Below are 25686 nucleotides of genomic sequence, written 5' to 3' on the forward strand. Positions count from 1 at the left end.
GTCCATGGTACATTTCGTGCCATGGACCTTTTTTGCCTGTTTATTTTCTTCCAGTAGAGCCGAAGCCACCTTCACCGCGTACGGTATCGGATAATTCATCTACAGTATGGAAACATCCGGTAATGTATGGGGTGATAACAAGCTGCGCAATACGTTCGCCGCTTTCAATCGTCTGATCGACATTAGAGTGGTTATGGAGTGCTACCATGATCTCTCCACGGTAATCTGCATCGATAACGCCTACTTTGTTGGCAGGGGCAAGACCACGCTTACAGGCAAGACCGCTTCTTGCATAGACCAGTCCGGCATAGCCGGCCGGAATCTCGATAGCCAGTCCGGTGTGGATGAACTGGGTTTCTCCGGCAACGATCGTTACCGGTTCCTCCATGCAGGCATACAGATCTGCTCCGGCAGCAAATTCAGAACCATAAGAAGGAATTGTCGCATTTTCATTCAGTTTCTTAATGTTAATATCAAATGTGGTCATTAGAAGTACCTTCCTTTCTCGTCCCATAAGACTGCTTTCTTGGCAGCTAATGATTTTGGAACATCCAATATTCTCTGATTTGTAGAACCTCTGAATCGCAGATCCAGAACTTTCTTTTCTTCAACAAATTCTCCGTCGACTAAAACATCCAGATAGGACAGGAATTTGTGAGTGAAATCCCACTGGAAATACATTTTGTCCAGAACGTCTTTTTCAAAATCATAGCCGGTATAGCACCAGATCGTTTTATCCGGATAAGCAGCTTTGAACTGTTCCAGAAGTGGAAGCAGTCCCTGCTGATTGACGAATTCCAATGGTTCGCCGCCAAGCAGGGTAAGCCCTACAATATGATCCGGCTTACAGAGTTCAATGATCGTATCAATTTCTTTTTGAGTAAAAGGCTTACCTGCGTTGAAATCCCAGGTATCCTGATTAAAACAACCCTTACAGTGGTGTGTGCAGCCGGATACGAACAGAGAGGTTCGGACTCCGGTTCCGTTTGCGATATCACACCGTTTGATATCCATATAATTCATAATTATTATTTCTCCCATACAAAAAGTATGGCCCGCATTGCCCTCTACGACATGCAGACCATACAAATTGAAATTATTAATGCACTTAGTTAAAAATCGGATGTAAACTGTTCATACAAGTAAATACTTTATGCATAGCTTTAATATAAACCAATTTTTTCAATATAGCAAGTGTTTTTATAAAAATTCCGGTATATTCTGATCGTATGTGGTATACATTATTCTGTTTGTGGTATGGATGAACCACATGCTTCAGACCTGAATCCTACAGGTGTAATACTCTGGAAGCCATTTCTTTGGTCTTGCCTACGTTCCAGAAGTTTTCACCGAGATAACCACAGGTTCTTCTTGTAACGTTCATCTTTGCGTGGTCTTTGTTGCCACACTGAGGACATTCCCATTCGCCATCTGCATTGATGATGATCTCACCGTCATATCCACATACATGACAGTAGTCTGATTTTGTATTGAACTCAGCGTACTGGATATTCTCATAAATGTAGCGGACCACTTCTGCGAGAGCATCCAGATTGTTACGCATATTTGGTATCTCGACATAGGAGATCGCACCACCGGATGAGATCGTCTGGAACTGACTCTCAAATCTAAACTTGCTGAATGCATCGATCTTCTCACGGACATCAACATGGTAGGAGTTTGTGTAGTAGCCCTTATCAGTAACATCCTTGATCGTACCGAAACGTTCTTTATCAATGCGTGCAAATCTATAACATAAGCTTTCGGCTGGTGTTCCATATAAGCCGAAGCCAAGTCCGGTATCAGCCTTCCATTTATCACAGGCTGCACGCATTCTATTCATAACCTTTAATGCAAATTCTTCACCAACCGGATCCGTATGGCTGACACCCTTCATCAGGATAGAAGTCTCATACAGACCGATGTATCCAAGTGACAGTGTGGAGTAGCCGTTGTGAAGCAGTGGATCGATAACCTCACCCTTCTTTAATCGTGCAATCGCACCATACTGCCAGTGAATTGGGCTGACATCTGAAGTTACGCCTTCCAGTGCTCTGTGACGGCACATCAGCGCATCGTAACATAACTGAAGCCGTTCATCTAGGAGTGACCAGAATTTATTTTCATCACCCTTTGCCAGAATACCGATCTGAGGAAGATTCAGGCTGACAACACCCTGGTTGAAACGACCTTCCCACTTATAGTTGCCATTTTCATCCTTCCAAGGAGAGAGGAAAGAACGGCATCCCATACAGGAGAAGACATTACCTTCATAGTTCTCACGCATCTTCTTAGCGGAGATGTAATCCGGATACATTCTCTTAGCGGAGCACTTGATCGCAAGACGGGTGATGTAATCATATTTGCCGCCCTTTAAGCAGTTGTGCTCATCCAGAACGTAGATCAGCTTTGGAAATGCAGGTGTTACATAGACACCAACTTCGTTTTTAATACCCTCTAAACGCTGACGGAGGATTTCTTCTACGATCATGGCATTCTCTTCAATGTATTCATCAGTTGGATCGAGATTCAGGAATAAGGTAACAAATGGAGACTGACCATTTGTAGTCATCAGAGTGTTGATCTGGTACTGGATCGTCTGAACACCGGAACGGAGCTCGTCGTTCAGTCTTTCTTTTACCAGCTCCTCTAATGTATCGGCATCTAATCTCTCGCCAAATTCTTCCTGATATAATGCTTTGTATTTATTGTAACTCTTACGCAGATATTTTCCAAGGTGACGGATATCAACGGACTGACCACCATACTGGCTGGAGGCAACGGCAGCAATGATCTGTGTAACGATCGTACATGCAACCTGAAAACTCTTAGGGCTCTCGATCAGTTTGCCGTTCATGACAGTGCCATTGTCAAGCATATCTCCGATGTTGATCAGACAACAGTTGAAGATTGGCTGTAAGAAATAATCAGCATCGTGGAAATGGATCGCACCTTCTTCATGTGCTTTTGAAATCTTTTCAGGCAACAGAAGTCGTTTGGTAAGATCCTTTGAAACCTCACCGGCGATCAGATCTCGCTGAGTGGAAGCAACAGTTGCGTTTTTATTTGAATTCTCTTCCATAACATCTTTGTTTCTGTTCTGGATCAGGCTGAGAATGGAATCGTCAGTTGTATTTGCTTTACGGATCAGTTCACGGCTGTATCTATATATAATGTAAGTTTTGGCAAGAACGAATTTCCCTTCTGCCATAATCTTCTGCTCGATGATATCCTGAATGTCCTCGACCAGCATTCTTTTTCTGTTTTTTGCTTCGATACCGTCTATGATCTCTTCGATTTTTTCTTCAGAAATTTTTTCGCAGTCTTCGACTTCGGCATTTGCCTTCTGGATGGCAACGATAATCTTGCTGCGATCATAGGATACGGCTCGACCGTCTCTTTTGATTACCTGCATTTTTACATTCTCCTTCAAAATTGATTATCTAGATATTGAGTGCAATGTTTTCTCAAACCCCAACATATTGCGTCGCGTGTGAAAAAAAGACAAAAAAATGAACGATTTAAAATCTGTGAGACTAAAAAATCGTTTGGAATATTTTGTAACTCTATGTCCCCGACAGTTACACATTATAGCATCACCATTTTGGTTTGTCTATATCAATCAGTACAAAATATTGAGAAAAAATCAAAGAAATAATACTAGATATTGTGTTGCATGGGAAAATGTGATTTACTGTTCGAGTGGCGATTGACATTATGTGAAATTGTCGGAAATTGTATCTGAAAGTATGGATACTGTCGAAGTATTGCAAACAATCAGGCATTTAACAATAACGTTGCATAGTTTGTGACATTTCTATGAATTACTTAAAATAGCTTTATTTTTAATTGGAAATGTGATATAAAGCTATGATAGGTGATACCTAATTTTATAATATATAGAGGTAAGTACAATGAGGAAATTGAAAAAGGGACTTGCGGTTGCTCTTGCAATGGCAATGACATTATCTATGGCTGTGGGATGCGGCGATAAAAAGAATACAACCGGTAAGCTTGACAATGCAACGCAAACGGATGCGACTTCATCAGACAGCAGCACAGAGGCAGCAGAAGATTTGACGATCGATGAGTATATCGAGAAATATGCAGATGGCGTTACGCTTGGAGAGTACAAAGGAATTGAATATGAATATGCACCGGAAGCGGTAACTGCAGATGATATTCAGAGCAAGGTAGATTCTTTTATTTCATCCTGCACTACTTATAATGAAGATAAGACAAGTGCAGCAAAGATGGGTGATATTGTAAATATCGACTTTGTCGGAACTGTAGATGGTAAGGAATTTGAAGGTGGTAATTCTGATGGAAATGGTTATGATCTGACATTGGGAAGCAAATCTTTTATTGATGATTTTGAAGATCAGATCGTAGGTCATAAAGCCGGAGATACATTTGATGTAAATGTAACATTCCCGGAGGATTACAGTACAACAAACACAGAACTGAATGGAAAGGATGCAGTATTTAAGACGACTGTAAACTACATTAAGATTCCGGTTGAACCAGAGTACAACGATGAACTTGTTGCCAATAATACTTCCTATAAAACAGTAGATGAATATGAAGCATCAATCAAAGCAGAACTGGAAGCAAGCAATGAGACTGCAGCACTTACTTCTGCACAGAATGTGGTTATGACAAGTGTTATTAATAAAGCACAGATCGAGAATGTACCGGAAGATGAAGTTGAAAGTCTTGCAAGCGAAATTATTGACAACCTGAAAGCTCAGGCAAGCTCCTATAATTTCGATTATGCAACATTTATCAATTACTACTATGGATACAGTGATGAGGAGTCATTTGCAGAATATGTAAAGCAGATCTGTGAAGAGTCCGTAAAGGAAAAGAAGGCTGTCTGTGCGATTGCAAAAGCAGAGAATATTACGATCGATGCAGATGAAGAAACAGCATATATTAAGAAGCTGGCAGACAATAATTCTACAACAGAGGATCAGATCAGAGAGCAGTATTCTTCTGAAGATCTGATGTATTATACACTTGCAGATAAGGTTATGACTTTCCTGCTTGATAATGGCAAGAAGGTAGAGAGTACAGAAGCTGCAACAGAAGCAACAACGGCTTCTGAAGAAACCACAGAAGTAACAACAGAGGCAAACTAAAGCGGATGTTGAAACAGGATCCTTAAAATGAGGATGATAAAATAATAAGATGAAGCCTTGAGGAGAAAGATTATATTATGAAAATGAAGAAGGTAATGACCCTTTGCCTGGCAACCGTTGTCGGCATGGGAGTGCTTAGCGGATGTGGAAGCACAAAGAGTGAATTCAAGCAGTATGCAAAATGTGCAGAGGTAAGTGATTATGATGGTGTTGAATATGTTCCGGCATCCAGAGAGGTAACACAGGATCAGATCGATGAGAAGATTGATTCATTCTGTACAGATAATAATATAGAGACAAAGGATTATGACAGTGCCATTAAAGATGGTGATGATGTCAACATCAATTATGTAGAAACGATCAATGGTCAGGAAAAGAATAAGAATGATGATGAAGCCGGAACCAGCGTTGTTATAGGCAAGGATGCATTAGCACCGGGACTTGATGATCAGATGATCGGATTAAAGCCTGGTACAGAGAAGAAGATCACAATCACATATCCGGATGATTATTCTGATACAACAGTAGCAGGAATGGAAGCTGTATTTGATGTAACGGTCAATTATATCAAGATAACGACGACACCGGAATATACAGATGACCTTGTGAAGTCGGCTACGGATGGTAAATATACAACGACGGAGGATTATACCAAGTATCTGACAGATGAGCTTCAGAAGGATGCAGACAAAACTGCAGACAGTACAGATCGTGCAAATGTATTAAAGGCAATCAAAGAGAAAACAACATTTAATCAGTATCCGGAAGGCGAAATTGATTCCTATGTCAAGAGTGTTATGGATAATATCGAGTCCAGTGCTTCTCAGTATGGAATCGGCGTACCAACATTCTTACAGTATTTCTATGGATATACAGATGAATCTGCATTTGTATCCTATCTTCAGAGCTCTGTAGAGTCTGTTATGCAGGAGAAGATTATTGTAAGCTCGATCGCATTAGATAAAGACCTGATCGCAAGTGATAAAGAGGCGGATGCATATAAGCAGAAGCTGATGGATGATAATGAAGTAGACGAGGATACGATCAACTCCAAATATTCAGCGAGCGATCTGAAATTCTATGCAACAGAGGAAAAGGTTCTTGATTATCTGATGGGTACAGCTGTTCAGGTAGATTCAACAGAAGCAAGTTCAGAAGATGCATCGGAAGATGGTTCCACTGAAGCAGAGAGCACAGAGTCAACAACAGAGGCAGCTTCAGAGGCAGAATAAAAAAATTGACGTTTTTACAAAATTTGTTTTGACAAGAAGCAGATGACGTGCTATATTAAACGAGTGCGTGAGATAAAGCACGTTTTCATGCAGTTGTGGCGGAATTGGCATACGCGCATGATTCAGGTTCATGTCCACTTATGTGGGTGTGGGTTCAAGTCCCATCAACTGCATTGATATTAAGGAAAAGAAGTCTTAGTTTTAAGGCTTCTTTTTTCTATATACAGGTTTGACATTACAGGGAAACTGGAATATAATGTAGGATACTTGTGAGAACTTAACGGAAAACACAGATATTGTTTAGGAGGTAGTCGGCGATGGCTGAAAAGAAACAGGTAGTTACCTATACAGGACTTAAAAAAATTGAAGAAGAACTTCAGGATCTGAAGGTAAATAAACGTAGAGAGATTGCTGCCAAGATCAAGGAAGCAAGAGAGCAGGGAGACTTATCTGAGAATGCTGAGTATGATGCAGCAAAGGACGAGCAGCGTGATATCGAGGCAAGAATCGAGCAGTTAGAGGCTATCCTGAAAAATGTAGAAGTCGTTGACGAGGACGAGGTTGATACAGAGGTTGTCGGTATCGGTCGTACCGTAACAGTATATGATTATGAATTTGACGAGGAAGTTGTGTTCCACATCGTTGGTTCAACAGAAGCAGATATCATGAAGAACAAGATCTCTGATGAATCACCGGTTGGTATGGCATTAAAGGGTGCGCGCGTTGGTGAAGAAGTAACGGTAGAAGCACCGGACGGAGAATTCAAATACAGAATATTAGATATCAAGAGAGCAATCTAATAAACAGAATGATCAATATAGTATAGAAAGAGATTAAACAAAGATGGCAGAGAATAAGCAGAACAATCAGGCTAAGCCACAGGATGTAAATAAGCTGTTACAGGTTCGTCGTGAGAAGCTGGCAGATTTACAGGCGGCTGGCAAGGATCCATTTGAGATTACAAAGTATGATGTGACTTATCACAGCACAGATGTAAAGGAAGCATATACAGCACATGAAGCAGAGCTTCTCGCAGGCAGACAGGAACCGGATGTAGAAGGGCTGGATGATGCACAGAAGAAGGAAGTGCTGAACAACGATTATAACGAGAGAAGAGAAATCATGGATGCATCACCGATCCATGTAAGCATTGCAGGACGTATGATGTTCAAGCGTGTTATGGGTAAGGCATCCTTCTGTAATATTCAGGATCTGAAGGGCAACATTCAGGTATATGTTGCAAGAGATCAGATCGGTGAAGAAGCTTATGCAGATTTCAAGAAATCTGATATCGGTGATATCTATGGTGTAAAGGGATGGGCCTTCCGTACAAAGACAGGAGAGCTTTCTATCCATGCAGAAGAAATGACACTTTTAAGCAAGTCATTACAGATCCTTCCGGAGAAGTTCCACGGCTTAACAGATACAGATGTCAGATATCGTCAGAGATATGTAGACCTTATCATGAATCAGGAGAGCAAGGCAGTATTTATCAAGCGTTCACAGATATTAAAGGAGATCCGGAACTTCCTTGCAGGCCGTGATTTCATGGAGGTTGAGACTCCTATGCTTGTTGCAAATGCAGGTGGTGCGGCAGCAAGACCATTTGAGACACATTACAATGCATTAAATGAGGATGTAAAACTTCGTATCTCTCTGGAATTATATCTGAAGCGTCTGATCGTAGGCGGACTGGAAAGAGTTTACGAGATTGGACGAGTATTCCGTAACGAGGGTGTTGATACAAGACACAATCCGGAATTTACGCTGATGGAATTATATCAGGCATACACAGACTATGAAGGTATGATGGAACTGACAGAGTCCATGTTTCGTTATCTTGCTGAGAAAGTTTGTGGAGGCACAAAGATTTCCTATAATGGAATCGAGATTGATTTCGGTAAGCCATTTGAGCGTCTGACCATGAATGATGCGATCAAGAAATATACCGGAATCGACTTCGATCAGGTAGAAGATGATGCAGCAGCTAAGAAGCTGGCTGATGAACACAATATTGCATATGAAGAACGTCACAAGAAGGGTGATATCATTAACCTGTTCTTTGAGGAGTTCTGTGAAGAAAAACTGATCCAGCCTACATTTATCATGGATCATCCAATCGAAATCTCACCACTGACCAAGAAGAAACCTTCTGATCCAAGTAAGGTTGAGCGTTTCGAGCTGTTCATTAACACATGGGAGATGTGTAATGCATATTCCGAGCTGAACGATCCAATCGATCAGCGTGAGCGTTTTGCAGCACAGGATGCAAATGCAGCAGCCGGTGATGATGAAGCAGAGCATACAGACGAGGATTTCTTAAATGCACTGGAGATCGGTATGCCTCCTACAGGCGGTATCGGTTATGGTATCGACCGTCTGGTTATGCTGTTGACTGATTCACAGGCAATCCGTGATGTGCTCCTCTTCCCGACAATGAAGAGCTTGGATAAATAAACCTAGTGTTTATGCGGGATTGAGGCATTTGAGTACGTCAAAGGACGCATTAAAAGACGTATTTTGGCATAGTCATTTACATCAGTATGAAAGAGTACACAATCTGAAAAGAATAAGACTCAATCGAATATGAACTACTAAGAGGACATTTTCTAAAGAAATTTAGAAGATGTCCTCTTTTTTGCGTTATGGAGAAAATACGTCATTTGTTATGAAGTCAAAGTGAAAGGAGCACAGCAATGGATGAATCAAAGAAAAAAGATAGATATGAGGATGCAAAAAAGTTTGTAAGATATTCAGATGGTGCAAAGATGTACAGTATGGGAATGACAAAATTTCAAGAAGTGGCTAAGGATGCCAAGGCTTGTTATAAGATTGGTCAGCTTGTACTTGTTAATACAGAAATATTGGATAAGTATCTTGAAACTTTTCATATTACAGATTCTGAGTTTTATAAGTAGGTGATGTTATGGTAAATACATTGAGTGGTTCAGTTAGTGCCTATAGAAAAGAAATTGTAAAACCAAGATTTATTCGTATTGATGAAGTAATGGCTTTATTAGATGTAACACGAGATGAGGCAATGGATATAGCATTAGCTGCTGGAGCAAGATATCAGCTTGCAAAGATTATATTAGTACATAAGGAAAGGTTGATGAAATTTATGAAACATTTTGCAAGAGTGCCTAGTTCAAACAAAATCGTAGAAAAGAAGTTTGTAAGAATTGGGGAAGCTTCAATGACATATAGCATAGGGCATCATAGATTTATTGAAATGGCTAGAGCAGCGGGTGCTGTATATAAGATTGGAACAGCTAAGGGAAATACTATATTAATAAATTTGGAAATTTTTGATGATTATATGGAGCAATTCAGAGAACCGCCAACAGAAATGAAACATCCATTGCCAAATGTGAAAGGAGACTGATGAATGAGTTACTCATATAAGTGCTATTCAGATACAAAGGATTTTATGAAAAAATTTGTCAATGCAGAGGAAGGAGCGATTATTTATGGGATAAGTAAATCTAGAATCATAGTAATTGCGAGAGAGGCAGGAGCAGTCTATAAAGTCGGTAATTCAGCATTAATCAATACGGAATTATTTGAAAAATATCTTGAACGATTCAGAGAGCCGGCAAGAGAACTGCCTAAGCATACATGGAACAAATTAAAGGAAATGACAAATACACCAAAAACTGGTGAAAATTCGTAAAAATACACCAGTGGTGTCACTTCCGTAAAATTAAAGTGCATTGTAGAATATCAATTGTCCAAGAGAGATTGGACATAACAATTGAATAATCAGTTACAGATTTGCAAAGTAGTTTGCACTGCAGAGTATCTGTAGGTAGTAAATTTACGGGGTATGTACCTGGAGGATGAAAGTCACAGCTATCATATTAGTAGTCTGATGGATCGAAAGATGAAGGGCGAGAAGCTGGATGGAAATCTGGTAAAAGGAATAGGCATGTTGCGTAAGGATAATTAACCACAGAGGGCGAGAAGTTCGTCCTTATCCTCAAAAGGCTAAAAGAGGAGATAGTGCTTCTGATAATTCAGAAGGGCGTCGTGAAACACATTTTGTGGCTCGTCTGTAACTCCCGGAGGTGAGAACACCTCTTTGTACACGGGGCGATATAGGAGTCTAGAAGACTGGCGTGTACCTACATGCTTAGCGTTAAGCATAGCCATGTAGACTATATCACTTCCAAATTCAAATTCTGTCTATATGGCAACTAATTTGAAGGAGGATAAAGTGGTGATGGGATTTAGCATAGCATTAATAATTATTGTTCTTATCGTATTGTATTCGTTAGCTAGGACGGCAGGAGAGTCGGACAGCACAATGGAACAGATAAGAGAGCAATCACTCCTTGGAAGGGAGGAGAGCTCTGGTGGGAACAGTTGAAAAAAGAGATAAGCATAAGAAACGCAGGTTTGTATCTCCAGAAGAAAAGCTTGAAAGAGAATTAAAAGATTGTATGCATTGTAGATTCTTCTGGGGACATAACAACAGATGTGCCAATGGAACATGTTGTAAACCATCTAAGAAAAAGGAACAGAAACTTCCGACGGAATGTGTCGGATGTCCATATTATCGAGGGAATGGTTATTGTTTTCCTTGTATGCGGAAGCTGATAGGAAAGTAGGTGGTTAAGATGTTCAAGTGGCTGTTTAAGAAGAAAGGATGTGCAAAACACATGAATAACAAGTTAGAAGTAATCGGCATTGATCATGGATGGTCAATGATGAAAACAATCTCTCAGGTATTTGTCACAGGTGTTAAGGAGATTACAACAACTCCGGCACTTTTCGGCGACGTACTTGAGTATGAAGGAAAGTTCTATAAGGTTGGAGCTGTGAGGCAGGAAGTAAAGGATACAAAGGTCGAAGATGACAGCTTTTATCTTCTCACTCTTGCAGCAGTTGCTAAGGAACTTAAAAGAAGAGGTCTTGCAGAGGCAAAGGTATTTCTTGCTGTAGGACTTCCACTTACAAGATTTGGAGCAGAGAAGAATGATTTTATCAAGTACCTGACAAAGAATAAGCGTGTAAGCTTCAAATATGAGAATGAGTCATATCATATTGAAATTGATGATGTGGCAGTATTTCCTCAGTGCTATGCAGCAGTAGTGGACAAGATTCCTGCTATGGCAAAGAAAACACTGATAGTAGATATTGGAAGCTGGACAATCGACATTATGCCGGTAATCAACAAGTCACCGGATGAATCAAAGTGTGTGACGATTCCAAAAGGTCTTATTACCTGTATGCGTTCTATCAATGAGCAGTGTGTAAGACAGCTTAACGGAGAGGTAGACGAGTCAGAGATACAGAACATCATGCGATATGGCAGGTCAGATATTGATGATGAATACTTTGCCATTATCAAGGCTGAGATAGAGGATTTTGTTGATAAGGTATATAACTCAATCCGTGAGTTTGGGTATAACTTAAAGACTACACCGATTGTATTTGTCGGTGGCGGGGCAGTTGTGATGAAAAACTTTGGGAGCCACGATGCCAAGAACATTTCCTATAACCTTGATGTAAAGGCAAATGCAAGAGGATATGAGCAGCTTGCCACAATGGGACTTAAAAGCACTAAGCGATTATCATAAGGAGGCAGATGATGGGAAGAAGACTTGAATATGAAGTAAAAACTTCTGTCCGCCTCAACATGAGCAATCCCCAGCATGTGAAAATCAATGATGTGATTCAGAACCTTGATCCGAAGATTTTCAAATCTAAGAACCAGTTCATTATAGATGCGATTCAGTTCTACATTGATAATTATGGAAAGGAAACCTTTGTTATCAAGAAGAAGGAAAAAGAGAGGGCTGAATATATCCGGTCAGAAGATATTGATGACATTAAGGAAGAAGTCATTGAAGCAGCAACCAATGAGGCTAGAAAAGAGGTAATAAAGCTGTTAGGCGGAGTGATATCCGGGATGAATGTTGGTCAGCCGGTAATTATGCAGGCAGCCAATAGTGAAGCACAAGAACTTACAGAAGATGTTATGGACGATGCAGATGTTGCAGGTCTTGCAATGGGATGGATGTCGAAAGGAGACTGATTATTATGAGAAGAGTTATGGGAGCCGTAGGAACAGTGATTTTAGAGATACTCAAGTGGATATTAAGGATAATTCTTGGAGCTTTGAAGCTGGTCTTAGGACTTGCCAGAATAATTCTTCTTCTATTCGCAATGGTGGCAAGGGTATTTCTTTCATTCGTAAGAATGGGCACATTCTGAGAGGAGGTGAGCGTATGCAGGTAAAGGGTTTATTCTTAAATTATAAGAAAAACAGAAGACTTATGCAGTATTTCTTTAAAATAAGAGAGCTGGTATAATGAAAGGAGTTTAAGATGCACAGAATACGGGACAGTCCTATGTGTCCCGTGCATTACAGATAAATAGTTCACTGCAAGGGTGGATGGCACGGAACACAAAGCCCGTCCCTCTTGCGGAGAAGGGATGGGTGATTACTATGAAGAAGATAAGTATTATCTTATTATCCGCAGTACTGGTCTTTTCAATGGCTGCCTGTAATGGTGGTAAGGAAAAGGCTGATAATCAGACAGAGAAACAGACGGAAAGCGTAAAGCCAACTGAAGAAGTAGCAATGGCAACGGAAGCTGTCACAGAGGTCACAACCGAAGCTGGAAGTGAAGAGACAGAGAAAGATATTGCCGAGGCTAAAGATTCAGAAGAGAAGACTGATAAGGAAGATAACCGGTCCGCTGATAATGAAACTGCTTCAAAGCAGGAAGAAAAGCCAAAGCAGAATGACGAGCCGGAACAGAAAGCTCCTGAAAATGATAATGAGGAAGCTGGCGGAAATCAGAGTAATGCAGGTAATGGTGGTCAGACTACAGACAGTCCGAAAGACAATGTGAGCAATCCACAGCCTGCATCCGTGGTATACAGTCCACAGAATGTTGTGTCACTTGCAACAGCAAAGTGTCAGGCAGGAGGGATGATTACCACACAGCAGAATTTACAGAACCATTTGAATGATGGCAGTATCACGCAGGAAGAGTACAATGAGTATTATCCTTACGATGGTATGGAAGGCTCTTATTATAGTGTGTTTGTAGAGACAGACCTCAACAAAGCAAGTACCATTGATGGACAGCGGTTATCATCTGAGGATGCAGTCGCAGAATATATTGCAAGTATGTTACTTTTGGAAACAGATCCGGTATTCTACATCAGTTATGATGGAGTTTACACGACAGGCGGCACAGACTATTACGAGTTTCGATGTCACAGATAAATAAAAACGAATAGAAGCAGAAGGAAGAAAGATGTAAGCCATAAACTTATGTCTTTCTTTTTTATGCGTAAATTAAGGAGGAAAAAGCACATGAAACAGAAACTAAAGCGTTTTATGGCAGGATTTATGGCTATGCTCACACTGGTTGGAACACTCTTTACGAATGGAACAACAGCATTTGCAGCCAGTCCGCAGGCAAATATTGCGTTCTGGAATGCGTCAGTCAAAAATTCCGGAGAAGTAAGTGAGTTGAAGCCCGGATATAATCATGGCAAGATTCTGTATTCAATTCTTGACGGAAATTCTGCATATTGTATGAATTTCGGATTAAGAGCAGATGGCGGTCAGCTTATGAACAGCTACGATGATGCGAGCACATCAATGTCAGCACAGCAGAGAAAGCTTTTAAGTTACTGCCTTTATTATGGGTTTAACAGTACACAAAAGGCGGCACCAAGCAACAGTCAGTGCGATGAGTATATCGCAACTCAGGCAATGGTATGGGTTATTGTAGCAGATATCTTTGGAACCGGAAGTGGTGATTCGGCAGCGAGAAAGCTCTGCAACACAGCACCAAGTCCGGCTTCTTCATACAGCTATTATGAGAGACTCAGGGACAATATCAGCAGCTCCTACAATGCAACACTTCCAAGTTTTGCATCACGCAGAACCAGTGAGGCACCAACTTATGAATTAAAGTGGAATGATGGAAGTCAGAGATTTGAAACAACATTATCTGACAGCAATGGTGTTTTATCGGATTTTGATTTTGGCATCAGCGGATATTCTGTTGATAAGAATGGCAACAGTATTACCATATCTTCAACGAGTGTGAATACTACAGCTACAACAGGAACATTCACATCCAATGCAGGCAAGGTTGAGACAACATCAAGCTGTGTATTCTGGCTTACAGGAAAAAGCGGATATCAGGAGTTTATTTCTGAAAGACCGACAGCAGATCCTGTCAAAGCCTATATCAAGGTCAAGACAGAGAACATCGGATATGGTGAGCTTACAAAGACAGATGAGTCAAGCGGAGTGAAGCTTTCCGGTGCAGTTTATGGAATCTATTCTGACAGCGGATGCACAAACAGAGTACAGACCATGACAACAGATGGAAACGGATATGCAAAGTCAGCTGCACTTGTTGCAGGCACTTATTATGTAAAAGAAATTACCGCACCAAAGGGATATGTCCTTTCCGGTAAGGTTCATACACTTACTGTAAAAGCAGGACAGACAACGGGAATCTCTGCAACAGATAAAGAGCAGCTTGGAGCAATCACAATCTACAAAGAGGGTGAGGTGCTTAGCTCATGGAATGGAAGCAATTTCACCTATGAGAAAAAGAAGCTTTCCGGAGCAGCATTCAAGGTAACTGCCGGGGCAGATATCTACAAGGCAGATGGTACAAAGGTGTATAGTGCTGGCGATGTTGTAGCAGAAAGCCTAACAACAGGAACTGACGGACAGGTGGTATTATCTGACCTTCATCTTGGAACTTATGTGATTACTGAGATTAAGAGCATTGACGGATATACAATCAATACCACACCTCAGACAGTAGCAGTTGAGTATAAGGACCAGACTGTGACAGTCCAGTATGAATCAACTACGATTGAGAATACAAGACAGAAAGCGGATGTATCTGTCGTAAAGAAGGACTCTGACACAGAGAACCCTCTTGAAGGCGGCAAGTACACACTTTATGCCGGAAATGACATCAAAAACTATGCCGGACAGGTTATTGTGACAAAGGGTACAGCTCTTGAGACAGTAACTACAGGTGAGGACGGAAAGGCAAGCTACAGCGCGGATCTGCCAATCTCTAACGGATATTATATCCAAGAGACACAGGCACCATATGCGTATATCAGAAACAGTAAAGATGTTTACAGCTTCAATTTCAATGTATTACCTGAAACACAGGCAAAGGCATCATTCAGTCATACATTTGTGAATGACAGAACGACAGCAAAGATTCATATCTACAAGGTAGACAAGGAATCAGGCAAGGCAGTTGCCCAGGGAGATGCAAGCCTTGAAGGTGCAGTTTATGGTCTTTATGCAAGAAACGATATCGTGCATCCGGACGGAGCAACAGGAGTCGTATTCAAAGCAGGTGACCTTGTAGCAACACTTACAACAGATAAGAATGGAGAGGCAGAGGTCAATAACCTTTACCTTGGAAATTATTATGTAAAGGAAATCACTCCATCAGAGGGGTATCTCTTAGACGAAGAGGAACATGATGTGGTATGTGATTATGAGGGAGACCTTGTAGCAGAGGTATCAAGAAGTACAACTTCAGCAGAGCAGGTAATCAAGCAGCCATTCCAGCTTATCAAGGTATCTGACAATGGCGATGATACTGAAGCAGGACTGCTTGCAGGTGCAGAGTTTACAGCTTATTTGAAATCATCTTTACCTGTAAAGGCAGATGGAAGTTATGACTTTGACAAGGCATCTCCGGTTGTAATCGGGGAAAACGGAGCAACAACAATCACATCCGATGACAAGGGGCATGCAGTTTCCATTGCAATTCCTTATGGAACTTATGTGGTAGTTGAGTCAAAGACTCCGCATAACATGAAGACGATCAAGCCATTTGAGGTAAAAATCAGCGAGAACCATCCTGACAAACCTCAGACATGGAGAGTATTCCTTGACAGGGAGTTTACTGCAAAGCTTCGTGTAATCAAGAAGGATTCCGATACAAAGCAGACAGTACTTGTGCCAAATGCAGAGTTTAAAATCTTCAATATTGATAAGAACGAATATGTAAAGCAGTACACAACTTATCCGTCAAAGGTAGAGCATACTTCATTCTTTACCGATGAGGACGGAGATTTAATCTTACCGGAGGCACTTAAAATCGGTAACTACCGCATTGAGGAAGTGTCTGCACCATTTGGATATGTTGTAAATGATAAGTATGTCAACATCTCGGTTGATACTGATACAGCATTTGAGACAGATGGTGATACAAATGATGCAATCATCACCGTGGAATATTCCGATGCCCCTGCAGTCGGAGAGCTGACTGTAGAAAAGAAGGGAGAGGTACTTGACGGATTCAAGGGTGGACTTCTTGCAAGCTCATATGAGAAAGAGTTTGTTTATAAGGAAGGCTCACTTGCCGGAGCAAAATTCAAAGTTTATGCTGCGGAAGATATTTACACAGCAGACAACCAGAAGGATGCAGACGGAAACCGCATTAAGTATTACAGCAAGGGAGACCTTGTGACAACTCTTACAACTGGCAAGGATGGAAAGGCAACAGCAAAGAATCTTCCTCTTGGACAGTACAGAGTTGTGGAAGTGGAAGCTCCATACGGATATGTATTAAATCCGAATGAGCAGAAAGTGACATTCACATATGTGGATGATAAGACACCTGTTATCAAGGAAAGCCTTACTTTCTCAGATGACAGACAGAAGCTTGATATGTCAGTGACTAAGCTTGATGCAGAAGATAACACACCGATTGCAGGTGCAGTATTTGGTCTTTATGCAGATGAGGATATCAAGAATGCTGATGGCAGAGTTATTATCGAGAAAGGCACACTTCTTGAGAAGGCAACATCTGATGAGAATGGAAAGATTGCTTTTGTTAAGGATTATCCATTTGCAAAATATGTTGCAAGGGAGCTTGTAAAGCCTGCCGGATATGTGACAAATGAGGAAGCAGTAAACTTTGATACAAAATATCAGGGACAGGATGTTAAGACTGCTGTATATAACAGCGAGTATAAGAACACTCCTACAACCTTTGAGTTTACAAAGACAGATATCACAAGCGGTGCAGAGCTTACAGGTGCAACACTTACTGTACTTGATAAGGATGGAAATGTGGTAGACACATGGACATCTGATGCTAAGGAAGCACATGTAATCAAGAGACTTGTAGTTGGAGAGATTTACACTCTTCGTGAGGAATTTGCTCCTTACGGATATCTCAAGGCAGCAGATATCCAGTTTACAGTTGAGGACACAGGCAAAGTGCAGCATGTAGAGATGAAGGATGAAGTTCCTACAGGTTCCATCGTTATCAATAAGGACGGCGAATTTGTAACAGATACTACTCTTATGAAGGGGTACTGGTACGACTTTATCTTCAATTTCTTCAAGGACAGCCTTGCAGGAGTAACTTTTGATGTATATGCAAAAGAGGATATCGTAAGTGCTGACGGACTTGACACTGTATATCATAAGGCAGGAGACAAGGTGGCAACCATCGTGACAAATGATAAGGGTATCGCAAGAATTGATGACCTTCCACTTGGCAGATATTATCTTGTTGAGACAAAGACCATTGATGGATTTGTATTAGATGATACACCGATTGAAGCAGACCTTTCCTATATCGACCAGAATACAAAGGTTGTGTTTGCAGGAATGGATGTGACAAATGAGCGTCAGAAAGTGCAGATTACTGTAACCAAGACTGATTCAGAGACTAAGGAAGCACTTGAGGGAGCAGTATTCGGTTTATTTGCGAAAGAAGACATTGTGAACAAAGATGGCAAGGTAATCGTAAAAGCTGATACACAGATTGAGAGAACAGTAACAGGCAAGGATGGAAAGGCTGCATTTACCTCTGACCTTCCGCTTGGACAGTATTATGTCAAAGAGATTGAGGCCCCAAAGGGCTATGTGAAGTCTGATAAGATTTTTGATGTGGATGCTTCATATCAGGGAGATAAGGTAAAGGTTATCGAGTTTGAGGCAGCATTTGAAAATGCACCTATTAAGGTAGAAATTTCAAAGACTGATATCACAGGAGAGAAAGAGTTGCCTGGAGCAAAGCTTTCAGTAATTGATGCTGATGGAAAGCTTGTAGAAAGCTGGACATCTGAGGCTGGAAAGACTCATATGATCGAAAGACTTCCTGTTGGAAAGTACACACTTCGTGAAGAATCAGCTCCTTATGGATACAAGGTGGCGAAGGATGTGACCTTTGAGGTAAAGGAGACTGCCGAGATTCAGAAGGTATCCATGAAGGATGAGCAGGCAGTAGGTAAGATTGTCATTGAGAAAACTGACAAAGTAACCGGAAAGCCGATTGAGGGTGTTGTATTTGAAGTAAGGGATAAGGACGGAAAGGTGCTTGATACACTCACTACTGACAAGAATGGTCATGCAGAGAGCAAGGAGCTTCCTATCTGTACTTACAACGAGGATGGATCATTCAAAGAAGATATCCATTATACAGTTGTTGAGACTAAAGCAGCTGACGGATATATCCTTGATGAAACAGCTCATGATGTAACTCTTCGATATGATGACAATGCACCGGATGTTGTTGTAACAACTCTTAAGCTTGTCAATGTACCGACAGAGCCTAAGCTTCCACAGACAGGCGACAATGCAAATCCGCTTCTTTATCTTGGAATTGGTGCACTTGCACTTATTACAGGTGTTGGAGTCGGACTTCGTGGAAGAGAGAAAAAGAATAAACAGTAACAATTAACCTTGCGGGGAATGTAAGCCAGTGACTTATGTTCCCCGCTTTTTTAGATTAAGGAGGAACCGTAATATGATGAATTACGAGATTTTTAAGGAAGTAGTAAAAGAAAAGTTTATGGATTATATGCCTGAGAAGTTCAAAGGAATGGAGCTTGTGGCAGAACCCGTGGAAAAGGTGAATGTGACTCTTGATGGCATCATCTTAAGAGAGGAAGGCAGGAATATTTCGCCTACGATTTATATCAATGACATGTATAAGAAGTATCAGGACTGTGGTGATCTTGAGGAAACACTTATGGCTGCATGTGACTTTATGGAAAGGGCATATGAGCAGGCTCCGGTTGTTGATGTGGACAGCATTATGAAGGATGCTAACGAGAAGATTGTATTCCAGCTCATCAATACAGAGCAGAATAAGACATTTTTGGAACAGGTGCCGCACAGAGAGTTCCAGGATCTTTCTATTGTGTACAAGGTAATTATCAGTGCCGATAAGGATGCGGTGCAGAGTTCAAAAATTACAAATGAATTTGCAAAAAGACTTGGGATGAGCGAGGAACAGCTCTTTAAGTGTGCTGCTGAAAACACAAGAAGGCTCTTTCCACCTGTAGTACGAAGCATGAATGACATTATGAAAGAAATGTTCGCAAGGGATGGGATGCCACAGGAGATTGCAGATATGATGATAGCCGAGATTCCACCGGAACAGACAATGTGGGTGATTTCCAATGAAAAGGGTATCAATGGCGCAGCATCCATGCTTTATGAGAATGAGCTTCATGAGCTGGCAGAGAGTTTAGAGAGTGACCTTTATATTCTCCCTTCGAGCGTGCATGAGGTTATTGCTGTATCTTCAGATATGGGAAGCCCTGAGATGCTTGCACAGATGGTAGTTGAGGTAAATATGCAGGAGGTGTCTTTGGACGAGAGACTTTCCAATCAGGTATATCACTATGATAAGGATTTAAGAAAACTTACCCTTGCAACTGATACACCGAACAAGAGACTTGATGGTATCGTTGCAGAACCTCCCCTTGTATATGATGCGAAGGAAAAGTCCAGATAGGAGGCAGTTATGGAGCAGGAACTTACAATGGAAGAACTCATTGCTCTCATAAACAGCCAGAAAGGTGACTTTGTTATCCGTGTCGAGTTTGGAGAGGAGGCGGTGTCTGATGCCAAAGAAGAATGACTTCAAGCTTGATGTGGTTTCGGTAAGACTTGTAAAGGATGCTCCGATTTATTCGGAGCACACCTTTAACAATCCGGCGGATATAGCTGCTGTCATGGGAGACTGTATGTGCCAGTTTGACAGGGAAGTAGTGTGTGTGGTCAATCTAAGGTCAGATTTAAAACCTATCAATGTGCATTTTGCAAGTGTTGGCTCTTTAAATGAGGCAATGGCACATCCGAGAGAACTGTTTAAATCAAGTATCTTAAGCAATGCTGCAAGCATGATGTTAATCCATTGTCATCCATCCGGGAACGTATTCCCAAGCAAGGCAGACACGATGATGACGGATCGCATGAACAAGCTGTGTGAGCTGATGGGAATACCTCTCATTGACCATATCATAGTCGGTGGAGACAATCGTGAATTTTTCAGTTTCAGGGAAAAAGGCATGATTGATAATCCTAAGATTACCCTGAGCACAGATTACCGGACACTTGATATCAAGTCACCGCTTGTAGCAGAGCAGGGAAAGGCAAGGTGAAAGCATGGATGGAAGATTTACGGATGAAGAGCTTGCCATAGCAAAGAGTGTTGACCTGTGTGCAGTTGCTGAAAGCCTTGGGTATACAGTAAAGAGGATTGGCAAATACCACACTTTAAAGGAGATGGATTCCATCCGTATCTATAACAGAAGCCATTGGTACAGATGGTCAAGGCAGTTTGACAAAGGCAACAATGGCGGCTCACAGATAGATTTCTTACGGGTATTTTGTGGAATGAGTGTAAAAGAGGCTGTGTTCTGGCTTTTAGATTTCGCAGGATACAAAAGAATTGAGAAGCCTGTAAAGCAGCCTCTTGTTCATCAGGTATCGCAGAAGCAGGCAGAGGAGAGAAAGCCATTTGTCCTACCGGAACCGGCAGGAGATAATTCCTATATTATTTCCTATCTGAATCAGGAGAGAGGAATCAGCAGAGCAGTCATAGATCTGTTTTTAAAAGAAGGACTGATTTATGAGAGCAGGCATTACCACAATGTTGTTTTCAAAGGAAATGATAAAAATGGAGTGACAAGATTTGCAAGTATGCGGGGAGTGTTTGATAAGCAGGGCAAGCCATTCAAGTGTGATGTCACAGGAAATGATAAGAACTATGGATTTAATGTGGTAAATGTTAACAGTACAGAGCTTGTAGTATTTGAGGCTGCAATCGACCTTATGAGTTATGTCGATATCTTCGCGGATTATGAATCAAATAAGCTGGCACTTGGGATGCTTGCAGATGCACCACTTGAGACTTTTCTTCGGGAACATCCGCAGATTACTTCCATCCGGTTCTGCCTTGATGGAGATGAGCCGGGGAGAAAAGCAGCAACAGAACTTATGAGAAAGTATTATGAGCTTGGATATGAGGTAGAAGACTGTCCGCCACCTACCGGATATAAGGATTACAACGAGTGGCTTGTAGCGGCAAAGCTTAATCTGAACAGGATGAATAAGCGAGCAGATGAACCAGTCAGGGCATGAGAAACCGGATTTTGATGTGTGGGGGCAGAAAGCGCCCCCAAAACAGCAAAGTGGGGGCAGAAAGCGCCCCCAAAATGTCAAAGTGGGGGCGAAAAGCGCCCCCGCAATTCGGACACGACAAAATCCGGATGAAAGTCAGTATAAAAGTGGGGGCAGAAAGCGCCCCCAAAATAACAAAGTGGGGGCAGAAAGCGCCCCCAAAGTAGCAAAGTGGGGGCAAAAAGCGCCCCCACTTCCATAAACAGAGGGTTTTAGGGAGATTTTCTCCCTAACTAGATGGCATTAGGACAGAGATGTCTCTAATGCGTATCTAGCCGTAAACCTAAGAGATTCAGACAGGCGTGTGGGTGGAAGAGATATACAAAACACGGATAAGGGAGGTGCAGGAAAGCAATGGATAAAGAACTTACAATAATCACAGAACCAGAGGAACTTATTGCCTGGGCAGACACATTTGATATCTTACTAAACCCTTCGATAGAAGATGCTGCAATTCTGCTTAACTATATGGAAGGACATGATTATGCCATTGGCATAGATTCAGATGGGAAGATGTACAGGCAGGATGTAGCTGAGGAGAATGGTGAAATTGAACCATACCCGATAGATGATGTTATAGATATTGTCTGTGAATGGAACTATGAACTGATACTTGATGCGGAAGCACACAGGAGTGATCCAAAGGATTTTAATGACTATAACGAGTATCAGAGCAAGTATGAAAGTCTGAAAGCAGATGAAAAGAGACTGGACAGATTGTTTGATAAAACCAGTTATGGTAAGGAACTTATAGAAGTTGCCACAGAGCTTGCAGACAGGGTTATTGCCCAGCTGGGTAATAAAGAACTGGAAAAATCTGCTGTAACAGTAGCAGAAGGAATAAGAGAATACAGTACGGGTAAGAGAGGAAGGTGATTCTATGGCGGATAAAGTTCATTGTATAAGGAAAACACTAAGACTTATGCCACAGGAAGCGAAAGTGCTTTCTGATAAGGCAAAGGCAAATGGAATGAATGAAGCCGAATATATCAGGCTTCTAATCAGTCAGAAACCAAATGATTATCCGGAAGTAAGGAAACTTCTTAAAGAGCTTATCAATGAGATAAACCGAATCGGCATTAACATCAATCAGATTGTATTTAACAGCAATGCACAGCTGTATTCCAAGAAAGATAAGGAACAGCTTGTGGCATATATGAAAAAGCTGAATCAGTCTGTCAGCGAGGCGGTGGTAAAGATTGGCAATCAGTAAGATACTTCACATGAAGGACAGCGGGAATTCTTTTCATGCAAGGCATTTAAAGCGGGCACTGGATTATGTGATGAATCCTGAGAAAACGCAGGGAGGAAGACTTGTGGGAGCCATAAACTGCCAGACAGATATGGCTTTTGAGCAGATGATGGATACAAAGAAGCAGTTTGGAAAAACAGACAAGCGACAGGGGTATCATATCATTCTTTCTTTCAAAGAGGATGAGGTGGAACCGGACAGGGCTTTTGAGATAACACAGAAGTTTGTAGCAGAATATCTTGGTGATGCCTATGAAGCGGTATTTGTGGTTCATGATAATACAGACCATGTTCATTCACACATTGTATTTAACAGTGTAAGCTTTGTGGATGGGAAAAAGTATCGCTATGAGAAAGGTGACTGGGCAAAGTATATCCAGCCAATTACCAATAAGCTGTGTCAGGAGTATGGTCTTTCCATTATAGATGTGGAGGATGGCAGCAAAGAGAAACAGCATGAGAATTATAAGGAATGGAGCGAATATCGTGAAGGCAGCTTTGTGTGGGCAGATATGATAAAAAGAGATCTTGATGCCTGCATTTTACAGGCAAATGATTTCAGTGGATTTCTGGAGCTGCTGTCGGAAAAAGGATATGAGGTCAAGCAGGGAAAGTATCTGGCAGTCAGACCACAGGGGATGACAAGATTCAGAAGATGTAAGACTCTTGGCGAGAATTATTCACAGGAAGCTATTGTGGAGCGTATTGCTAAGGAAGATTTATCCTTTTACCAGTCACAGAATGAGGAAAGGCAGGCAGCGATAGTAAAGTGCTATGTCAAAAGATACCGCAGGGCGAAGATGTCAGGCTTGCAGAAAAGATATTATGCAAAACTTTACCGGATTGGAAAGCTGAAAAAGAAGCCATACAGTCAGGTATGGAAGTATAAGGATGATATCCGAAAGATGCATAAGCTGCAGGAGCAGTATCTATTTCTGGTAAGGCATAAGATTGAGAGTGCAGAAGAACTTGTGTCGGTACTTGATAATCTGACGGATAAGAAGAAAGAAGCATCAAAGGAAAAGAGTAAGACCTATAAGTCTAAGGAAAGATTCAAAGATATTTTTGACAAGGCTGAACAGATCCGGGAGCTTGATGATGCGGAATCGTGTTATCAGAGTGGCGATACCTTCTTTGAAGATGAGCACAATGCATGGGAAAGGCTTAACACTGAGCTTCTGGCACAGGGATACAGTGTGGAAGAGGTAGAGAGTCTTAGAAAGAAATATGAGAGCAAGTATGCACAGGACTGTAAGGCAGAACGGGCGGTATCAAAGGAACTTAGCCTTGGAAAATCAATATGGAAGGAACTTACTGTATCAGCTTCGGCAGAAGAGAAGCAGTATGACAAAGAAACAATAAGAGACAGAAAAGAACAGCCGATACGTTAGGCTGTTTTTTTAGTGGTTAGGAGGCATATATGGAAGAAAAAAGAGAGCCATTAAGTGAAATGGCGATTGAGAGAAAGATACAGATTCTTCGTAATAAGCATATGGACAGTGAGGTTATTGCTCTTGTCAAAAGCGATTATGAATATGGACTGACTGATGATGAAATCGGTCTGTATCTTAACAAAAGTTATGACATTGAGCAGATGAAGGTGTTATCAAAATGTCTGCATAAGGGTGTATCAGAAGAGTTGTTAACGCTGCTGAAAGATAGCAGGATGGCAGCACCTAAGATGCAGACAGCATTGGATTACTATGAAAAAGGTGTGCCGATTGATGCAATCAGAGAGGTAGTCCAAAAAGATGATACAGCAGTAAATATGCGCAGGATGTTTGATGTGGTATTAGAAAAGCTTAATAAAGCCAAAGAGCAGATGCCACAGGATTTAGAGTATGTGAAAAGTCTTGTAGCTCAGATGGATGAAGTGGTTGAAAAGATCAATTACCAGAATGAAAGGTATGATGCCCTGAATAAGAAGCTTTCTGAAATAGAAACTTCCAAAGATGATGAGGAAGTCAGGGAGCGTCTGGTCAAGGAGAACCAGGATAAGGATGCTCTTATCAACAGTCAGCAGAATGAACTGAATAAGGCAAGCAGTACGATTGCAAGACTCAGGGATGATATTGAGAAAAAGGATAAGGAGATGAAGCGTATGGGAGACAGAATAGAGTCATTGGAAGATAAGATCATAAGTGTTGCCACAGAGAATAAGAAAGAGGCAGAAAGTAAGGCAGAGCTGCAGGAAAGCCAGTCCGTACCACAGGCAGATAAAAAGATGGTTGATACAGTTGCAGTTCCGCAGAATATGCAGGCTGTGGCAAATGGAATTCCGGTCTATTATCAGATTCCGGTAGTTGATGGTACTGGAAATGTGGTGCAGAGACTTCCGATTGAGCGAAGTGTGAGAAAGAGCAGCAACAGCGGAGTGGCAAGCCTTTTTGCAAGACTGTCATTTAAGAAAAAGTCAAGAGCAGACATTGTAAAGCTGGTTGCATCGGGAGACCTTGTTCCGGCGCAGCTTGTGCAGATTAAGAGTGCAATAGAAAAGGGACTTACTGAGTCACAGCTTGTAGAGCTTATAAACAACAACATTTCAGCGGAAAAGATGAAGGAGATCATTGAGATTGCTGTGCTTGAAAACAGCATGGCAGATTAGGAGGAA

24 protein-coding genes and 1 tRNA gene are annotated in these 25686 nt (G+C 41.4%); 22 read left to right on the forward strand and 3 right to left on the reverse strand.

Annotated features, from left to right (window positions below):
- Window positions 1–40: 40 nt before the first annotated feature.
- The 3 genes from dut to nrdD form a co-directional block, all read right to left on the reverse strand.
- Window positions 41–487 carry a dUTP diphosphatase gene (gene dut / locus DXB77_RS05555; RefSeq protein ID WP_021943172.1) on the reverse strand — a complete coding sequence of 149 codons (447 nt, stop codon included), beginning with the start codon at window positions 485–487 and terminating at the stop codon, window positions 41–43.
- Window positions 487–1023: an anaerobic ribonucleoside-triphosphate reductase activating protein gene (gene nrdG / locus DXB77_RS05560; RefSeq protein ID WP_021943173.1), complete on the reverse strand. Its 537-nt coding sequence runs from the start codon at window positions 1021–1023 to the stop codon at window positions 487–489. Before nrdG ends, dut begins: the two co-directional genes overlap by 1 nt.
- A gap of 265 nt (window positions 1024–1288) precedes the next feature.
- Window positions 1289–3415, reverse strand: a complete 2127-nt coding sequence (nrdD, locus tag DXB77_RS05565) for an anaerobic ribonucleoside-triphosphate reductase (RefSeq protein ID WP_021943174.1) — start codon at window positions 3413–3415, stop codon at window positions 1289–1291.
- Window positions 3416–3914: 499 nt separating this feature from the next.
- On the opposite strand from nrdD, the gene tig reads away from it, so the two are divergent.
- The 22 genes from tig to DXB77_RS05680 all read left to right on the forward strand — a co-directional run bounded on the left by tig (window position 3915) and on the right by DXB77_RS05680 (window position 25680).
- Entirely contained in the window at window positions 3915–5141 is a 1227-nt protein-coding gene (gene tig / locus DXB77_RS05570) for a trigger factor (RefSeq protein ID WP_117823185.1), read from the forward strand.
- A 77-nt stretch (window positions 5142–5218) separates the two neighbouring features.
- The gene (locus tag DXB77_RS05575) at window positions 5219–6373 is read left to right on the forward strand and encodes an FKBP-type peptidyl-prolyl cis-trans isomerase (RefSeq protein WP_118662803.1); all 1155 of its coding nucleotides are present in this window, start codon (window positions 5219–5221) and stop codon (window positions 6371–6373) included.
- An 89-nt stretch (window positions 6374–6462) separates the two neighbouring features.
- Window positions 6463–6546 (forward strand) — tRNA-Leu (locus tag DXB77_RS05580).
- Window positions 6547–6690: 144 nt separating this feature from the next.
- On the forward strand, window positions 6691–7173 hold the full coding sequence (gene greA, locus DXB77_RS05585; RefSeq protein ID WP_117808639.1) for a transcription elongation factor GreA: 483 nt from the start codon (window positions 6691–6693) through the stop codon (window positions 7171–7173).
- A 43-nt stretch (window positions 7174–7216) separates the two neighbouring features.
- Window positions 7217–8830 (forward strand): lysine--tRNA ligase, encoded by a 1614-nt coding sequence (gene lysS / locus DXB77_RS05590; RefSeq protein ID WP_118662804.1) that lies wholly within the window; start codon window positions 7217–7219, stop codon window positions 8828–8830.
- Window positions 8831–9069: 239 nt separating this feature from the next.
- A complete protein-coding gene (locus DXB77_RS05595) occupies window positions 9070–9291 on the forward strand; it encodes a DUF6462 family protein (protein WP_008395358.1) in 222 nt (73 codons plus the stop codon).
- An 8-nt stretch (window positions 9292–9299) separates the two neighbouring features.
- Window positions 9300–9758 carry a DUF6462 family protein gene (locus DXB77_RS05600; protein ID WP_008395356.1) on the forward strand — a complete coding sequence of 153 codons (459 nt, stop codon included), beginning with the start codon at window positions 9300–9302 and terminating at the stop codon, window positions 9756–9758.
- A 3-nt stretch (window positions 9759–9761) separates the two neighbouring features.
- Window positions 9762–10046 (forward strand): DUF6462 family protein, encoded by a 285-nt coding sequence (locus DXB77_RS05605; protein ID WP_005340582.1) that lies wholly within the window; start codon window positions 9762–9764, stop codon window positions 10044–10046.
- Window positions 10047–10199: 153 nt separating this feature from the next.
- Complete coding sequence (locus tag DXB77_RS13370; protein ID WP_004611516.1) at window positions 10200–10322, forward strand: hypothetical protein; 123 nt, start codon at window positions 10200–10202, stop codon at window positions 10320–10322.
- 406 nt (window positions 10323–10728) lie between these two features.
- Entirely contained in the window at window positions 10729–10983 is a 255-nt protein-coding gene (locus DXB77_RS05615; RefSeq protein WP_077326156.1) for a hypothetical protein, read from the forward strand.
- Between the two features lie 51 nt (window positions 10984–11034).
- Window positions 11035–11955, forward strand: coding sequence for a ParM/StbA family protein (locus DXB77_RS05620; RefSeq protein WP_077327778.1), 921 nt, complete (start codon window positions 11035–11037; stop codon window positions 11953–11955).
- 8 nt (window positions 11956–11963) lie between these two features.
- Window positions 11964–12413, forward strand: a complete 450-nt coding sequence (locus DXB77_RS05625; RefSeq protein ID WP_008395352.1) for a hypothetical protein — start codon at window positions 11964–11966, stop codon at window positions 12411–12413.
- 5 nt (window positions 12414–12418) lie between these two features.
- Complete coding sequence (locus DXB77_RS05630) at window positions 12419–12592, forward strand: hypothetical protein (RefSeq protein ID WP_172622380.1); 174 nt, start codon at window positions 12419–12421, stop codon at window positions 12590–12592.
- Between the two features lie 235 nt (window positions 12593–12827).
- On the forward strand, window positions 12828–13616 hold the full coding sequence (locus DXB77_RS05635; protein WP_243100149.1) for a hypothetical protein: 789 nt from the start codon (window positions 12828–12830) through the stop codon (window positions 13614–13616).
- A gap of 90 nt (window positions 13617–13706) precedes the next feature.
- Entirely contained in the window at window positions 13707–19085 is a 5379-nt protein-coding gene (locus DXB77_RS05640) for a SpaA isopeptide-forming pilin-related protein (RefSeq protein ID WP_182439437.1), read from the forward strand.
- 73 nt (window positions 19086–19158) lie between these two features.
- Window positions 19159–20154, forward strand: a complete 996-nt coding sequence (locus tag DXB77_RS05645) for a DUF5688 family protein (RefSeq protein WP_117788279.1) — start codon at window positions 19159–19161, stop codon at window positions 20152–20154.
- Between the two features lie 109 nt (window positions 20155–20263).
- Window positions 20264–20803: a JAB domain-containing protein gene (locus DXB77_RS05650; protein ID WP_004611525.1), complete on the forward strand. Its 540-nt coding sequence runs from the start codon at window positions 20264–20266 to the stop codon at window positions 20801–20803.
- Between the two features lie 4 nt (window positions 20804–20807).
- Window positions 20808–21785, forward strand: a complete 978-nt coding sequence (locus DXB77_RS05655) for a DUF3991 and TOPRIM domain-containing protein (protein ID WP_118263008.1) — start codon at window positions 20808–20810, stop codon at window positions 21783–21785.
- Between the two features lie 393 nt (window positions 21786–22178).
- On the forward strand, window positions 22179–22700 hold the full coding sequence (locus DXB77_RS05665) for a multidrug transporter (protein ID WP_118662807.1): 522 nt from the start codon (window positions 22179–22181) through the stop codon (window positions 22698–22700).
- Between the two features lie 4 nt (window positions 22701–22704).
- Entirely contained in the window at window positions 22705–23037 is a 333-nt protein-coding gene (mobC, locus tag DXB77_RS05670; RefSeq protein WP_055262787.1) for a plasmid mobilization relaxosome protein MobC, read from the forward strand.
- The gene (locus DXB77_RS05675) at window positions 23024–24466 is read left to right on the forward strand and encodes a relaxase/mobilization nuclease domain-containing protein (RefSeq protein ID WP_347559474.1); all 1443 of its coding nucleotides are present in this window, start codon (window positions 23024–23026) and stop codon (window positions 24464–24466) included. The genes mobC and DXB77_RS05675 overlap by 14 nt, the downstream gene beginning before the upstream one ends.
- A gap of 29 nt (window positions 24467–24495) precedes the next feature.
- Window positions 24496–25680, forward strand: coding sequence for a hypothetical protein (locus DXB77_RS05680; protein WP_118662808.1), 1185 nt, complete (start codon window positions 24496–24498; stop codon window positions 25678–25680).
- The last annotated feature ends 6 nt before the right edge of the window (window positions 25681–25686 follow it).

This window comes from Clostridium sp. OM05-9 (genome assembly GCF_003481465.1).
Classification (GTDB): Bacteria; Bacillota; Clostridia; order Lachnospirales; family Lachnospiraceae; genus Coprococcus; species Coprococcus ammoniilyticus.

Coding starts and splice junctions, on each gene's coding strand:
- dut (WP_021943172.1), bottom strand. CDS start 487: ATGACCACATTTGATATTAACATTAAGAAACTGAATGAAAATGCGACA.
- nrdG (WP_021943173.1), bottom strand. CDS start 1,023: ATGAATTATATGGATATCAAACGGTGTGATATCGCAAACGGAACCGGA.
- nrdD (WP_021943174.1), bottom strand. CDS start 3,415: ATGCAGGTAATCAAAAGAGACGGTCGAGCCGTATCCTATGATCGCAGC.
- tig (WP_117823185.1), top strand. CDS start 3,915: ATGAGGAAATTGAAAAAGGGACTTGCGGTTGCTCTTGCAATGGCAATG.
- DXB77_RS05575 (WP_118662803.1), top strand. CDS start 5,219: ATGAAAATGAAGAAGGTAATGACCCTTTGCCTGGCAACCGTTGTCGGC.
- greA (WP_117808639.1), top strand. CDS start 6,691: ATGGCTGAAAAGAAACAGGTAGTTACCTATACAGGACTTAAAAAAATT.
- lysS (WP_118662804.1), top strand. CDS start 7,217: ATGGCAGAGAATAAGCAGAACAATCAGGCTAAGCCACAGGATGTAAAT.
- DXB77_RS05595 (WP_008395358.1), top strand. CDS start 9,070: ATGGATGAATCAAAGAAAAAAGATAGATATGAGGATGCAAAAAAGTTT.
- DXB77_RS05600 (WP_008395356.1), top strand. CDS start 9,300: ATGGTAAATACATTGAGTGGTTCAGTTAGTGCCTATAGAAAAGAAATT.
- DXB77_RS05605 (WP_005340582.1), top strand. CDS start 9,762: ATGAGTTACTCATATAAGTGCTATTCAGATACAAAGGATTTTATGAAA.
- DXB77_RS13370 (WP_004611516.1), top strand. CDS start 10,200: ATGTACCTGGAGGATGAAAGTCACAGCTATCATATTAGTAGTCTGATG.
- DXB77_RS05620 (WP_077327778.1), top strand. CDS start 11,035: ATGAATAACAAGTTAGAAGTAATCGGCATTGATCATGGATGGTCAATG.
- DXB77_RS05625 (WP_008395352.1), top strand. CDS start 11,964: ATGATGGGAAGAAGACTTGAATATGAAGTAAAAACTTCTGTCCGCCTC.
- DXB77_RS05630 (WP_172622380.1), top strand. CDS start 12,419: ATGAGAAGAGTTATGGGAGCCGTAGGAACAGTGATTTTAGAGATACTC.
- DXB77_RS05635 (WP_243100149.1), top strand. CDS start 12,828: ATGAAGAAGATAAGTATTATCTTATTATCCGCAGTACTGGTCTTTTCA.
- DXB77_RS05640 (WP_182439437.1), top strand. CDS start 13,707: ATGAAACAGAAACTAAAGCGTTTTATGGCAGGATTTATGGCTATGCTC.
- DXB77_RS05645 (WP_117788279.1), top strand. CDS start 19,159: ATGATGAATTACGAGATTTTTAAGGAAGTAGTAAAAGAAAAGTTTATG.
- DXB77_RS05650 (WP_004611525.1), top strand. CDS start 20,264: ATGCCAAAGAAGAATGACTTCAAGCTTGATGTGGTTTCGGTAAGACTT.
- DXB77_RS05655 (WP_118263008.1), top strand. CDS start 20,808: ATGGATGGAAGATTTACGGATGAAGAGCTTGCCATAGCAAAGAGTGTT.
- DXB77_RS05665 (WP_118662807.1), top strand. CDS start 22,179: ATGGATAAAGAACTTACAATAATCACAGAACCAGAGGAACTTATTGCC.
- mobC (WP_055262787.1), top strand. CDS start 22,705: ATGGCGGATAAAGTTCATTGTATAAGGAAAACACTAAGACTTATGCCA.
- DXB77_RS05680 (WP_118662808.1), top strand. CDS start 24,496: ATGGAAGAAAAAAGAGAGCCATTAAGTGAAATGGCGATTGAGAGAAAG.